Origin of the sequence: Sediminibacillus sp. JSM 1682029 (assembly GCF_041366435.1) — a bacterium.
GTDB lineage: Bacteria > Bacillota > Bacilli > Bacillales > Amphibacillaceae > Sediminibacillus > Sediminibacillus terrae.
On sequence record NZ_JBEWYY010000009.1, the window covers coordinates 155,107 to 168,988 of the forward strand.

Genomic DNA, 13,882 nt, shown 5'->3' on the forward strand with positions numbered 1-13,882 from the left:
CGGTCATCCTACGGTCTAGTGACTTGCCAAAGAGGTAACCGCCCTAGACGAGTTGACAGTCGGCCGTCCAATCGAATGGTACTCGATTTCACTTGCTTCTGCATCTTTCAAGGCGAAGCAGTTACGGCCGTCAAACAGAAGCGGACTGGCCAGCAGGCGGGCATATTCCGTTAACGGAAGATCCTTGATCTGCTTCCAATCGGTGACGATCACGGCACAGTCTGCAGCTTGGACAGCCTCCTGCAGATTGTCGGTCAACATGATTTCGGCAGGCATCAGTTGTCTGGCTCGAGAGACAGCAACCGGGTCATACCCGCGAAGCATAGCGCCTGCAGCCTGCAGTTTCTCTGCGACCCGTATGGCGGGTGATTCCCGCATATCGTCTGTATTCGGTTTGAATGTCAGACCAAGCAAAGCGATGGTTTTGCCTTCAAGACTTCCTAAACGGGCTTGAATCATTTCCACCAGCCACTCCCGCTGATTCTCATTGACATGCTGGACACTGCCAAGCAATGGCATCGGGTAATCATGACTTCTTCCCATCGCGATCAATGCATTGGTGTCCTTTGGAAAACAAGAGCCGCCATAGCCGAGCCCCGCTTGGAGAAACTTACTGCCGATACGCGAATCCATTCCCATTCCTTCTGCCACGTTATCGACATTGGCTCCTACATGGGCGCACAAATGAGCCATTTCGTTAATAAAGCTTATTTTAGCCGCCAAAAATGCATTGGAGGCATATTTGATCATTTCGGCGCTGCGTAAATCCGTTTTGACGATTGGCAGCTGGAACGGCCGGTTGATTTCCTCCAGCAGTTCCAGTGCAATTGGATCATCAGACCCTATCACAATGCGCTCCCCGTGAAACGTATCCTGTACTGCCGTACCTTGACGGAGGAATTCCGGGTTGGAAACGATGCGTATTTGAACCGGTTCGGCCAATTCTGCCTCTATCATTCTTTTGATAGATTGATTGGTTCCCACGGGAACAGTGCTTTTCGTCACAATCACCGCATTCTGCTTCAAATGGCCGGCAATCGCTCTGCTAGCCGCTTCAATAAAAGTCAAATCAGCTGAGCCGTCAGCCGTTTCCGGTGTTCCGACAGCCAAGTAGACAACCTCTTTCCCGGCCAGCCCTTCTTCATAATCGGTAGTAAACTCCAGCCTGCCGCGTCGGAGATTTTTTCCGAGTAAATCTTCCAGCCCTTCTTCAAAAATCGGGGACCTGCCGTGGTTCAACAGACTGACTTTTTCTTCATCGATATCCAAACAAGTAACCGAGTGGCCGATTTCTGCTAAACAAACACCTGTGACCAAACCGACGTAACCCGTACCAATGACCGCTATATTCATGGCAGTTTCACCGCCTTTTGCTTCTTTCCGTATCCAATGGAGAGGAAGTCAACCAACGGATGCTCCAATTGCTTCTTTCTTTTGCTGCCAGGTAATGCCGCAGTTCGGGACGCTTGTTCATTCATATTCATCAGATCGCTCTCCTTTGTCAGGGGTTACTTCTATTTATATTGGGCAGCATGCGAATCCATGCATGACCGTTGACTTCATCCTACCCCGTCGATAGAATCGCCACAATCCCCCTGAACATGCGGTTTCCCGCGCGTTTACAATGTTTACAAACAACAAAACCACAATAAAAGGCGTCCTTTCTCGTTTGAAAAAAGGACGCCTTTTATTTTCTTTCTGTAAAATCGTGTTTGTTAGGTTTTTGTTAATTTTGCTTCATATTCAGCCACGGTCATTGGTGCGTTTTACCAGCTTGTGCATGCTGTTGATCAACGGTTTTTTCCTTTTCTCCACTGCGCCGATTTCCGCTATCAAAGTAAGCAGCAGCAAAATAATGAAAGAAATGACCAGTGAAAAAGTGAGCGATGCATTCGAGAACATGATGCCGAGGATGCCGAATACGGCGCTGAAACCGTAAATGATCAGCACGGTTGCCCGGTGGCTGAATCCCGAGGCAAGCAATTGATAATGAATATGCTTTTTATCGGGAAGCATGATGTTTTCATGGTTGTACAACCTTCGCACTATGGCGAACAACGTATCGAATATGGGTACCGCCAAAACGATCACCGGGATGATAAAACTGAACAATGTCACATTTTTGAACAATCCAAGCAAGGAAATGACGGCTACGGAATACCCGAGAAACATCGATCCGGTATCGCCCATATAGATTTTTGCCGGATAGAAATTATGATAGAGAAAACCGATATTGCTGGCAATCAATACGACGCAAAAATACACAACGACCACGCGGTAATCACCAAGCGCCATAATCAGCACGCTGATCAAAGCAATTGCCGACACGCCGGAAGCCAGTCCATCCAACCCGTCGATTAGGTTGATGGCATTGGTTATGCCCACAATCCATAACAACGTGACGATAAAACTCCAATTACCAAGTTCCACTAATCCAAAAAGCGGTACATTGATCCGCTCGATGATCAGGCCGCCGTATATCAACACGCCGGCAGCTGAGATTTGCCCGATCAATTTATACAATGGGCCCAGCTGAAATTTATCATCAAGAATTCCGAGAATGACGACGATGATCGCCCCGAGACCGATTTCGAACATATGGCGGTGAACCGGCTGCAAATACAGCAAGCCGAGAACCGTGCCTAAAAAAATGGCCAGGCCGCCCAGTCTTGGAATCGCGACTTTATGAATTTTTCTGGCCTCCGGCTTATCCATCGCTCCGATTTTGACTGCGAGCTTTTTCACAGGAACAACGAGCAAGGCAGTAGCCAGCAGTGAAATCAGAAAGGCAATGACAAGCTCTGTCAGGTTAACCATAGAATCCCTACTTTAATTGATTTCTCTCATCTTTAATATGAATCAAACGTTCGATAATATTACAATTTTACTACACTCTATTTCAATTATTCACCGAGACGCACCAGCCCAAACATATAAAAGCAGGCAAAAAACGCATGCACCCGGGTGGGCACATACGTCTTTTACTTGCTAAGCGTTTTGTTCCCGCTTTTTATCACGACGGAACAAGCGGACGATTCGTCCCGACAATCCGTCAAAGTAGGTGTAAACAACCGGGATCAGCAGCAGGGTGAAAATGCTGGAGATTCCCAGACCGAAAATGATCGTGATGGCCAGCGGCTGCTGCGATTCAGCTCCTTCGCCTAAACCGAGCGCCAATGGCACCATTCCGAGAATCGTCGTCAAGGTTGTCATCAAAATCGGCCGCATTCTACTGGCGCCTGCTTCGAGGATGGCATCGAAACGGGACATGCCCCGTCCTCGAAGAATATTGATATAGTCGACCAGCACGATGGCATTGTTGACGACAATACCTGCTAACATGATGATTCCGATGAACGCCGTGATGCTCAACGGTTTGCCTGTCAGGAACAGTCCGAGCAGGATACCGACGACTGTTGCCGGAAGCGAGAACATGATAACCAGCGGTGTCAGGAAGTTCTCGAACTGAACTGCCATTACGGCGTAAACAAGGAAAATCGAGAATACAAGCGCCACTGCCAAATCGGAAAACGCCTCGGCCATATCCTCTACTTCACCACCCATGGAATAGGAATATTCATCCGGGAAGTTTAACTGGTCGAGTTTCGTTTCCACATCGCCACTGACGCTGGCCAAATCCCGGCCCGAGATGTCACTGGAGACGTTGACCTGCGGCTGCTGATTTTCCCTGGACAACGTAGCAGGACTTTGAATTTGTTCAAAATCGGCTACCGAATCCAACGGTATCATCGTTCCTTGCGGTGATTGAATCTTCAAATTTTGCAAGTCGGCAATCGTGCCGCGTTGATCTTCCGGGAAGGTCAGACGTACGTTCATATCGTCCCCGTTTTCCCGATAATTCATGACCACCTGACCGGTGAAGGCCATTTGAATCTGGCTCATGATTTGCTGGTGTGTCAAGCCTTGTTGAGCGGCAGCTTCCCGATCAACCGTTACGTTCAGCTCTGGCTGTGTATCGGAAATCGAGGAGGTTGGATTCAGCACTCCATCCACTTCGCCGATTTCAGAAACGACTTGATCGGCCAGTTCGCGCAGTACTTCATGTTCAGGTCCGGTCAGCTGAATTTGTATTGGTGAACCGGTGCTCATCCCTGATCCGCCAAGTGAATTTACTGATATATCGGCACCTACGATATCTTCCATGTCCTTTTGCATATCGGCGATCACTTCATCGGTCGTTTGGCTGCGATCTTCAGAAGAAACCAGCTGCAAGGTATAAGAAGCTTGATTTCCTCCTCCACCACCGCCCATCATCTGGTTGCCGCCGCCAATACTCAAATAACTTGTATCTAGTACATCTTGATAACTTTGCAATCTCTCACTGACTTCTGCTGCAATTTCTTCGGTCTCTTCTGTCGAAGTGCCGGTAGGTGTTTCCAGTGCAATCTCGATTTGTCCTTCATCGGATGCAGGCATGAATTCAGCGCCGATGAACGGAATCAAAGCAAGGCTTCCGACAATGCACAGGAAGGTCACAAATACAGTCGTTTTGCGGAACTTCAGCACTTTACGAAGCACGCCTTTATAGCCATTATTGAATTTATCCAGGAAGCGGTCGAACCAGTAACGCCGGCCATGGTCTTGCATGGCTTTGCTCAGCAGTTTGGATGACAGCATCGGAATCAAAGTGATGGAAACAACCAACGATGCAATCAATGCAAACGAAACGGTTAATGCGAACGGCGTGAACAGGCTGGATGCAATGCCTTCAACAAAGACAATCGGCAAGAATACGACCAATGTTGTCGTCGTCGAGGCGATAACAGCAGGAGCCAGTTCCGATGCTCCCTTCTTGGCGGCTTCCACCATCGAAAAGCCGCGCTGGCGATAGGAAACGATATTTTCCAATATGACGATCGAACTGTCGACCATCATTCCGATGCCAAGCGCCAGTCCGCCCATGGTCAGGACGTTCAGTGTTTCACCAGTAAAGTAAAGCAAGGTAAAGGTGGAGATGATCGCAATCGGAATAGAGAGTCCGATGACGATGGTCGCCCGGATGCTCTTTAAGAACAGCAACAGGACAAGAATGGAAAAGATCCCACCGATAATCATATTTTGGACCACGGAACTGATCGATGATTTGATGAATGTCGACGTATCGATCACGACATCGAGCGAAACGCCTTCCGGCAGCTCTTCTTTCAAGTCCTCGACTGCTGCCGTGACATTGTCGGAAACATCCACGGTGTTACCGTCGGTCTTTTTCATGACGGAAAGGACTGCCGCCTGCTTTCCATTGACCATGGTGGTTCCGTTCGACTCTTCAAATGTATCTTTTACTTCAGCAATATCTTCTACGTGTACTTGGGTGCCGGACTGCGACTGGATGATCGTCTCCCGGATATCATCAACCGAATCAAAGTCCCCATTCACCCGTACTTGCAGGTCCTGATCGCCTTTTTGCACGGTTCCCGCTGAACCGGATTGGTTCACCCCACCGAGTGCCTGCGAGATATCCTGCGTGCTCAAGCCGTATTGTGCCATTTTTCCTTGATCGAGTTCGAGCTGGATTTCTCTCGTCTGTCCGCCTTCGACGGTCACCGAGGCTACGCCTTCCTGCCGTTCAAAGTATGGGACCACTTGATCATCGGCCACGTTTTGCAGTTGGGACAGATTATCGCCTGTCAGCCCAACCCACATGATCGGCATTTGATCAGGATTGAAGCGGAGTACGGACGGATCGTCCGCACTGTCCGGCAACATTCCTTTGGCTGAATCGACCTGTTCACGCACTTCGAGCAGGGCGTTGTCCAGGTTGGTGCCGGTCGAGAACATGATGATAACAAGGGAGGAACCAGATTGGGATTGGGATTGTACTGTTTCCACCCCTTCTATCGAACTGAGCGAAGCTTCGAGCGGCTGACTGACTTGCTTTTCGACTTCCTCTGGAGCAGCATCCGGGTAACTGGTCGCTACTACGGCAATCGGCAAGTCAATTTTCGGAAACAAATCGATTGCTAAACTGCGTAATGAAACAAAGCCCAGCGCCAGGATAGCCAAGACGATCATGACCACGCCAACCGGACGCTTGACGGAAGTATCTACTAACTTCACGATTATTGCTCCTCCTTCTTGATGCTGACTTGCCCGCCATCACTTAAGGTGAGCTGTCCTTTGACGACCACTGTATCCCCTTCAGCTACATCTGCTTCAATCGCTGTCAGATCGGATTGGGTTTCGACTATTTCGACAGGCACTTCTGTTGCCTGGTCATCTTTCACGGTATAAATAAGCGCTTCCCCGCTGTCATCCACCAGAGCTGCAGTTGGAACAAGCAACGTATCCTTGACCACTTTTTCAGCCAATTGAACTGCGGCAGTCATACCCGGTTTGATATCATTGTCTTCATTTTCGAACGACAACTCGACAGGGTACAAACCGGTATCGTCTGGAACCGAAGCGGCATATTCAATTGTAGCAGTCAATTCTTTGTCCAAACTGGTAAACTGCACTTTCGCCTCGTCTTTATCTTCAAACAATTCCAGGTCTTCTGCAGTTACGGTCACTTCTACTAATAGATTGTCCAAATCGACGATCGTGGCAAGTGGTTCGGAACCGGAGACCATTCCGCCTTCGTTGGCTTCAAGCGACGTAACCTCCCCGTCTGCAGGCGCTTCGATGTCGACGTTCCCCATCCCTTCCGCAGATTTGATGGTGGCGATGACATCACCCTCTTCCACCTTGTCACCTTTTTCCACTTCCAGCGAATCTACTTCACCGGCTGTGGGAGGAAGGACAGGTGCTGTGGACTCAGGTGTCACCCTGCCATAAAATTGCTTATCCACTGTTAAATCCCCTTTTGTTACTTCCCCCACTTCAACGGGAGTCACGCTTTCTTCTTCCCCGCTGTTATCCGATTCCTGTTCAGAACAAGCCGCCAGTACCAGGGCAATCAGTGCCAGCAGCAGCAATGCGAATTTTTTCATGATCATTCTCCTCTCCATTTGCTGACCATATGTATGATCCATCTCCGGCACACTATGCCGATATTTTCTATAGTTCACGCTTTTTTGTCAAATCTTGCAGTCGAAGTGCTTCTTGTCGAATACTCCGGCTGTTCTGTTACTGAAAATTTTTCCCACTGTGATTATACGGCTTGATTACCGTTTGGGTTTCAATTGTTTTTATAAATTCGAGAAAATATACCCATAATGACCAGTCAGTCGTGTTTTACTATATCACGTATCGGCCAGTGTGACAATTACACGGCATATTAAATGAACGAAAAATATCCTGCCTCCGTTTCGTGGTGACAGGATATTCTGAGCTTATGGATTATTGATTTTTGTCGTCGTCATTCATCGTGTCTTCATTGGTGGCATCATTGTTCTCGTCGGTCAGATCACCGGAATCTTGATCTGTATCCCCTTGATCATCCTGGTTGCCGTTCTCTTGGTCATCACCTTCATCGATGATGCCTTCATCGGTGTCGTTCTCATCCATGTTATTGTCGCCTTGATTCATGTCATCCTCATCATTGCCGTCGTCTTCCACCGGTGCATCATTATTATCTTCCGGCGGTGGATTGTCGTTATCATCGTTACCGCAGGCAGCCATGAGCATCAAGGCCAGCATGGATGCCCCCAACTTTAATAGCAAGTGTTTTTTCATAGGTAAAAACCTCCTTTATGTTGTCTTCCATATATAGCCTTCCCATTTTTTCAAAAAAGTTTCTAAAGTTTTTGTAAGGATGTACAAGCTTGTTTTCCTATAGACGAGAAAGCAGCCTGACTGTACGAGGAAGTCAGTTAAAGAAACCTCTTAACAAATGAGAGCAGCCAGTTTCCATTCAGCATCTGTTCCTGATAGATACCGAAAAAAGACTCACCACTAGAATGCCATCCAAATAGAAAATTATACATGGAAGGAAAATAAACAAGCATAAAGGAAGGAAATGAATGAGGGGACAGACCCCCAACACAGTAATACGCTATCGCGCTACCACTATCAAGCGTTGGGGGTCTGTCCCTCGAGGGAGTTTTATTGGTCTTGATTTTCTTGATCGGAATCATCATTCGTGGAATCTTCGTCCATCGATGAGTCATCACTAGAACCGCTGTCTTCTTCACTTTCTACTTCATTTTCGGATGAATCACTGCCTTCGCGGTTCGGTTCGCCTGTCCCGCCTTCGGTTCCATTATCACCGGTACCTTGGTCGCTCTGGCTGTCAGTGTCGCCTGAATTACCATTGTCTTGTTCGATTTCACCGGTTTGCTGGTCACTGTTTTCTTCCACGGGAGAGTCGGGCGACTGATCATCTTCCGGCGGAGGCTGTTCTTCATCTCCACTCCCGCAAGCAGAAACAATCGACAACGCCAATAAGGGTGCACCCAGTTTGTAAAGTAAACGACTGTTCATGTTTCAGACTCCTCCTTGTTGTCTTACTTTTAAGCATCGGTCTGACGCAATGATTCGTTAAATTCTTTCATGGTTACACTATATCCCCATGTCCCGGAAGTTAAACCAGCCTCTATAATGAAATTGGGGACAGTCCCTCCGGTGCGCCGACAAGCTTGATCTTGCTGCAGGAGGGACTGTCCCCGGTATTAGTATTTATTTGATGGCGAACATGATTTCTGCTTCGCAGGCTGTTTCGCCATCTACGGACGCGATTGCTTTTCCTTTTCCGATCGGCCCTTTTAACTTGATGATCTCCACTTCGAGTCGTAATTGGTCACCTGGCTTTACTTGGCGTTTGAAGCGACATTTATCAAGTCCAGCCAAAAACCCAATCTTTCCTTTGTTCTCTTCCTTGTTAAGGATCACGACTGCTCCGACTTGCGCCAATGCTTCGACAATCAATACACCTGGCATGACAGGGTAGTCAGGGAAATGGCCCTGGAAAAACGGTTCATTGATGGTCACGTTTTTTTTGCCGACTACTCGCTTTCCCTCTTCGATTTCGGTTACTTCATCCACCAATAAGAATGGGTAACGATGCGGAATAATGTCTTTGATTTCATTAATATCCAATGTTCTCTTTCTCCTTTCTCATCTGTCGGCAGAGAGCAACCCTGCTGTTATCACAGTGACTTTCTGCCACCTGCCTGTCTACTATTAAAGTATAAAGAAAACAAGCTTTTCCGCCAAGCATCAACAGAATGTTTTTCAGCTGAATCGGAAAACCTACGAATAGATTGGCTGGTCTTATTCAATTTCTTCTGCGAAAACCAAATGTTTCAGGAAAATGGCAGGAAGGGAATAGGCTTTACAGTTGGACAACTTAAAGAGGAGGTAAACCAGATGCTTTGGACCATATTGGGCATCATCCTTGCGATATGGCTGCTCGGCTTTATTTTTAACGTAGTCGGCGGCATTATCCATATCCTATTGGTGATCGCTGTCATCGTACTAGTTATAAAATTCATCCGCGGACGAACCTAGATAACGGGGACTGACCTCAGACGGGGGTAACCGTTGTTTTCGGGAGTATGGGGTCAGTCCCCGGAGTGTCATAAAAAAAGGTGATCAAGCTATAAAGCTGTGATCACCTTTTTTATATATGGAAGTAAGCAATTCGAAATTCGCAAACTCTGGTTTCGAGTTTTATTCTTGTTTGCCTGTCACGATGTTGATAATGTGCTCCCACGTGGATACTTCCAGTGCTTCTGTAGGTTTTCCGTCACCTAATACACCATAGCCGAACATCAATCCGCAAATCAATGCCAACCCACACAGCACAAACACGACCACCAGTCGCAGCCAAATCGGAAAAATCCGGCGCCTTGCCTTTAGTAGCTTCCATGTTCTATTTTCTTTTTTTTGGTCCGAAGCTTCTTCTTTCTTCTCCAGAGACTGATCCGCAGTCTTTCTTTGCTGCTTTGTCTGCTGTTTGAATTCCTTGCGCTTGGCTGGACCCTGATTCACTTCTTTTGTAGGATTGTTCGTTTGCATGGCTTTGATGACTCCTTACTATTCATCTTCTGCGGTTTCTAAAAAGGATGACTGGATTTTATCGGATTACCGCAGTTGGTTTACCAGTCCTGCCATTTGATCGCTCATGGAAATCGACCTGGCATTGAACTGGTAAGAACGTTGCGTTAACAGCATATCACTCATTTGTTTGGATATATCGACATTCGAATTTTCCAAGGCACTGGTTTTCACTCGCAAATCATTTTCTCCGACTTGCTGGATGATTTCCCCTTCCTGGTAATTCAATGCGTCCAAATCCGGGAGGCGGAAGCTGTTATCCCCGGTCGGTTCTAACACGCGGGGCCGTACTGCTTCTACAACCGCAAGTCTTCCTTCCCTTGCTGTCTGTCCGTTCCGAGTTACTTCAATTATTCCATTACCCGTAATCTGTATGTCTTCAAACCCATCGGCAAAAGACAACGGCCCGTTTTCACCCATGATCGGGTTGCCATCCTGATTGGTGAGCATGACCTCCCCATTATCCAATGGACTCAGATAAAAAGAACCGGCACGCGTAAATCTGGTTTCACTCACGCCATTTTCCGTCACTTGGACTTGAAAAAGCTGATTGTCATCAAGAAGTGCCACGTCCAGCCCCCTTCCCGTTTCCTGAAGGGAACCGGCCGACAAATCTGCATTGGTATGACCCAGCTTCGCTCCGGAGCCTATCCGCAATCCATCTGGCGTCAAGCGACCCTCTGCATTAGCCGGGTCTGATAGGTTGTCGATTTGCTGAAACAATAAGGAAGAAAAGTTTGCCTGACGGCTTTTATAACCATTTGTATTCGTATTCGCCAGGTTATTGCCGATCAAATCCAATTTATTTTGCAGCTGTCCCATGGTCACCGCTGCCTGAATCCCGATTCTGCTCATGACAATCCCCCTTATCTTACTCGGCCGATTTCATTGACGGCCTTTTCCATACTAGAATCATATGCTTTTAACACCTTCTGATTGGTTTCGAACGAGCGGTAAGCTTCCATCATATCCGTCATCGACCGCAAGGAATCCACGTTGGAGCCTTCCAATACACCCTGCTGCACCGAAAAAGTCACACCTGCTGCAGCTCTGGCATCGACAGCCGGATCGGCTCCTTCATCCATCCGGAAGACATTCTCGCCTTCCTTTATCAAAGAATTGGCATCCGCTGCATAGGCAACTCCCAGAGGAATGTTTTGCCCGTCAATCTGTACGGTCCCTTCCTCTGTTACATTAAACTCCATGTTGTTGGTCTGGATTGGATTGCCTGCTTGATCCAGTACATAAAAACCTTGATTGGAAACAAGAAAGCCATCCCCGTCAACGGTAAAGTTACCATTCCGCGACAATCGCTCTTCTCCTTCTCCATTTTGCAATGTGAAGAACAGGCCGCCGTTTTCATCCGGCAGATTCCCATTTACGAGCGCCATGTCCGTTGAGATGCCCGTCTCTTGCAGATCACCCTGGCTAAAATCCGGAATGGTTTCCTGTATATAGACACCTGAATTGATAGACCCGATCGTCGTCGGCATCGCTCTGCTCAAGTTACGACTTGTCGGCACGTTCTGCTCTTCCATCCGCTGCAACAACAACTCAGGAAATGCTTTCAACGTGGCCTGGTCCTGCTTGTAACCAGGCGTCTGTGCATTGGCAATATTGTTGGACAACGCTTCCTGCCTTCGCTGTTGTGCCAGCATTCCGGAAGCTGCGGTATAATATCCTCTTAACAAAATCCCTGCCCCTTTTTCAGCAAACAGCTGGCCGCTGCCTGCATGTTATTCGTTATGCCACTTTCAAAGTGGGTATCAAAATCATACGTAAATCTGTTTTTCCAGACATTTTTCGCACCATCGTCAGTAGGAAACGGTCATTACACGATGCTTTTCTTATCGACCTTGTCGATGTTTTCCAGCATGATACCTGTCCCTCTCGCCACACAGTTCATCGGTTCATCCGCCAGCAATACAGGAACTTTCAACTGGTCAGCAAGCAATTGATCGAATCCGTGCAGCAAAGCGCCTCCTCCGGTGAGGATGACTCCGCGATCAATAATGTCTGCCGAAAGCTCAGGCGGGGTGTGTTCTAACACCGTTTTGGCCGCCTGTACAATCAAAGAGACTGATTCACGCAGCGCCTCTTCAATTTCCGCTGAATGAATGGTGATCGTGCGTGGAAGTCCAGACACCATGTCGCGTCCGCGGATATCGATGCTTTCATCACGGGCACCGGGGAATACTGTGGCTACATTGATTTTGATATCTTCCGCTGTGCGTTCACCAATCAACAGCTTATATTTTTTCTTCACATAATTAAGGATTTCATGGTCAAACTTATCGCCGGCCATTTTAATCGACTGGGCGGTTACAATATCACCCATCGAAAGGACAGCTACATCCGTCGTTCCGCCGCCGATGTCAACAACCATGTTTCCGCTCGGCTGGAAAATATCCATACCAGCTCCGATGGCTGCCACTTTCGGTTCTTCTTCTAAGTATATTTTCTTACCGCCGGACTTTTCAGCAGCTTCTTTGATTGCCTTCTGCTCTACCTTGGTAATATTGGTCGGGCAGCAAATCAGCATCCGTGGCTTCGATAAAAAGCCGCGGGCATTTATTTTATTGATAAAGTATCTCAACATCGCTTCTGTCACATCAAAATCGGCAATGACTCCATCCTTCAGCGGCCGAATAGCCTCAATGTTGCCCGGGGTTCGTCCGACCATGCGCCGCGCAGCATCTCCTACTTCCAACACTTTTCCCGAGTTGCGGTCCATGGCAACTACCGAGGGTTCATTTAGTACGATTCCTTTTCCTTTAACGTGGATTAACACGTTCGCTGTCCCAAGATCTATTCCAATGTCCCTAGAAAACATGAATCTTGATCCTCCCTGCGTAATATTGATGCGTCGTATCCGTCCCTGAACACAATGCTACTAATGATATATTTTATCACAATTCTTTTCAATTAGTTAGCGGGAATCGAAAAAAATCTTGGTAATTTCCAAATTCTGCTGAAGAAGTCGGAACACCAGTAAAACAGAGACTGACAAGTCGAAGCAGCAGTAAGCATTTGATCACTTGGCAATATGTCGGATACATTTAGGTCAAAAGTAACAGGCGGGCGACTTTCAACCGGAAGAGACATTAATTTGTCAGGGCTCTTTTGTTTTGGGGGAGTTTTTTTATTAATTATCCAAATCACCTGAAATAAAAAGAAGGCTTCCGCCATTGCGGGCGTAAGCCGGGTTTACTGCATCTTCTATTTAGCTTACTGGTTCTGCGGGGGTGTCTGCTTCTGTCGTACTGACGCTGTATTTTAATTTTGTGGCTTCTCCACCGCGGAGATGGCGGATAGCCTTATGGTGATCCAAAATCGTTTTCACTTCATTAGCCAGCTCTGGGTTGATCTCCGGCAGTCTTTCCGTTAAATCTTTATGGACCGTGCTTTTTGATACCCCGAACTCTTTTGCAATCACTCTGACCGTCTTTCTGGTTTCTACAATGTACTTCCCAATCCTGATAGTTCTCTCTTTGATGTAGTCATGCACACCACTCGCCTCCCTGAGTTGTAAGTCCAAGGTGTGAAATGAGACATAGGTGCTGAGAAAATAATGACTGGAATATTCTATGTAAAAAGATACAAAGCAGCGCGGTTGTTATCTTCGATGTTTAGCGGAAAAGCCCCACAGTACGCTCACCTCAGACCCTGCTTGAATGCTAGGTTTTTTACATTTTATTAAAATCGGACCCCATTTATGATTAAATTTGCAAATTGGGGGGACAGTCCCCCACCTTGCTGCCAATTTAGCGCGACGCAGTGTTAGTGAGTTGGGGGACTGTCCCATTGGCATTGCATCAATGGGTCACCCTCCCTTATTAGTTAAAATTTTACATTGTGGTCTTGATGTAAGATAAAAAAAGAGAATCCGGTCTTAAAGTAGACCTAGTTCCCATTATTTTACATG

General features: G+C 47.3%; 14 protein-coding genes. 1 reads left to right on the top strand and 13 read right to left on the bottom strand.

The annotated features are described in order from the left end of the window. Positions 1-15: 15 nt before the first annotated feature. From ABVF09_RS15310 to fabZ, 8 genes are all read right to left on the bottom strand, one after another. A complete protein-coding gene (locus tag ABVF09_RS15310; RefSeq protein ID WP_371069586.1) occupies positions 16-1,353 on the bottom strand; it encodes a UDP-glucose dehydrogenase family protein in 1,338 nt (445 codons plus the stop codon). Continuing rightward, positions 1,350-1,484: a hypothetical protein gene (locus ABVF09_RS15315; protein WP_268744595.1), complete on the bottom strand. Its 135-nt coding sequence runs from the start codon at positions 1,482-1,484 to the stop codon at positions 1,350-1,352. Before ABVF09_RS15315 ends, ABVF09_RS15310 begins: the two co-directional genes overlap by 4 nt. A 259-nt stretch (positions 1,485-1,743) precedes the next feature. Next, positions 1,744-2,817, bottom strand: coding sequence for a glycosyltransferase family 4 protein (locus ABVF09_RS15320; protein WP_371069587.1), 1,074 nt, complete (start codon positions 2,815-2,817; stop codon positions 1,744-1,746). Positions 2,818-2,988: 171 nt separating this feature from the next. Further along, positions 2,989-6,078: an efflux RND transporter permease subunit gene (locus tag ABVF09_RS15325; protein ID WP_371069588.1), complete on the bottom strand. Its 3,090-nt coding sequence runs from the start codon at positions 6,076-6,078 to the stop codon at positions 2,989-2,991. A 2-nt stretch (positions 6,079-6,080) separates the two neighbouring features. Next, complete coding sequence (locus tag ABVF09_RS15330) at positions 6,081-6,950, bottom strand: efflux RND transporter periplasmic adaptor subunit (RefSeq protein WP_371069589.1); 870 nt, start codon at positions 6,948-6,950, stop codon at positions 6,081-6,083. 349 nt (positions 6,951-7,299) lie between these two features. After that, positions 7,300-7,635 (bottom strand): hypothetical protein, encoded by a 336-nt coding sequence (locus ABVF09_RS15335; RefSeq protein WP_371069590.1) that lies wholly within the window; start codon positions 7,633-7,635, stop codon positions 7,300-7,302. Between the two features lie 369 nt (positions 7,636-8,004). Further along, positions 8,005-8,382, bottom strand: coding sequence for a hypothetical protein (locus tag ABVF09_RS15340; protein ID WP_026570743.1), 378 nt, complete (start codon positions 8,380-8,382; stop codon positions 8,005-8,007). A 195-nt stretch (positions 8,383-8,577) separates the two neighbouring features. After that, positions 8,578-8,997 carry a 3-hydroxyacyl-ACP dehydratase FabZ gene (gene fabZ / locus ABVF09_RS15345; RefSeq protein WP_026570744.1) on the bottom strand — a complete coding sequence of 140 codons (420 nt, stop codon included), beginning with the start codon at positions 8,995-8,997 and terminating at the stop codon, positions 8,578-8,580. Between the two features lie 270 nt (positions 8,998-9,267). On the opposite strand from fabZ, the gene ABVF09_RS15350 reads away from it, so the two are divergent. Further along, positions 9,268-9,408 carry a lmo0937 family membrane protein gene (locus ABVF09_RS15350; protein ID WP_152525554.1) on the top strand — a complete coding sequence of 47 codons (141 nt, stop codon included), beginning with the start codon at positions 9,268-9,270 and terminating at the stop codon, positions 9,406-9,408. Between the two features lie 162 nt (positions 9,409-9,570). Here the strand turns inward: ABVF09_RS15350 and ABVF09_RS15355 are convergent, their stop codons facing one another. The 5 genes from ABVF09_RS15355 to spoIIID form a co-directional block, all read right to left on the bottom strand. Then, positions 9,571-9,918 carry a DNA-directed RNA polymerase subunit beta gene (locus ABVF09_RS15355; protein WP_371069591.1) on the bottom strand — a complete coding sequence of 116 codons (348 nt, stop codon included), beginning with the start codon at positions 9,916-9,918 and terminating at the stop codon, positions 9,571-9,573. A 66-nt stretch (positions 9,919-9,984) separates the two neighbouring features. Continuing rightward, complete coding sequence (locus ABVF09_RS15360) at positions 9,985-10,812, bottom strand: flagellar hook-basal body protein (protein WP_026570746.1); 828 nt, start codon at positions 10,810-10,812, stop codon at positions 9,985-9,987. Between the two features lie 11 nt (positions 10,813-10,823). Then, entirely contained in the window at positions 10,824-11,648 is an 825-nt protein-coding gene (locus tag ABVF09_RS15365; protein ID WP_026570747.1) for a flagellar hook-basal body protein, read from the bottom strand. Positions 11,649-11,788: 140 nt separating this feature from the next. Beyond that, entirely contained in the window at positions 11,789-12,790 is a 1,002-nt protein-coding gene (gene mreB, locus ABVF09_RS15370; protein ID WP_026570748.1) for a rod shape-determining protein, read from the bottom strand. A gap of 390 nt (positions 12,791-13,180) precedes the next feature. Continuing rightward, positions 13,181-13,465, bottom strand: a complete 285-nt coding sequence (gene spoIIID, locus ABVF09_RS15375) for a sporulation transcriptional regulator SpoIIID (protein WP_026570749.1) — start codon at positions 13,463-13,465, stop codon at positions 13,181-13,183. Positions 13,466-13,882 lie beyond the last annotated feature (417 nt).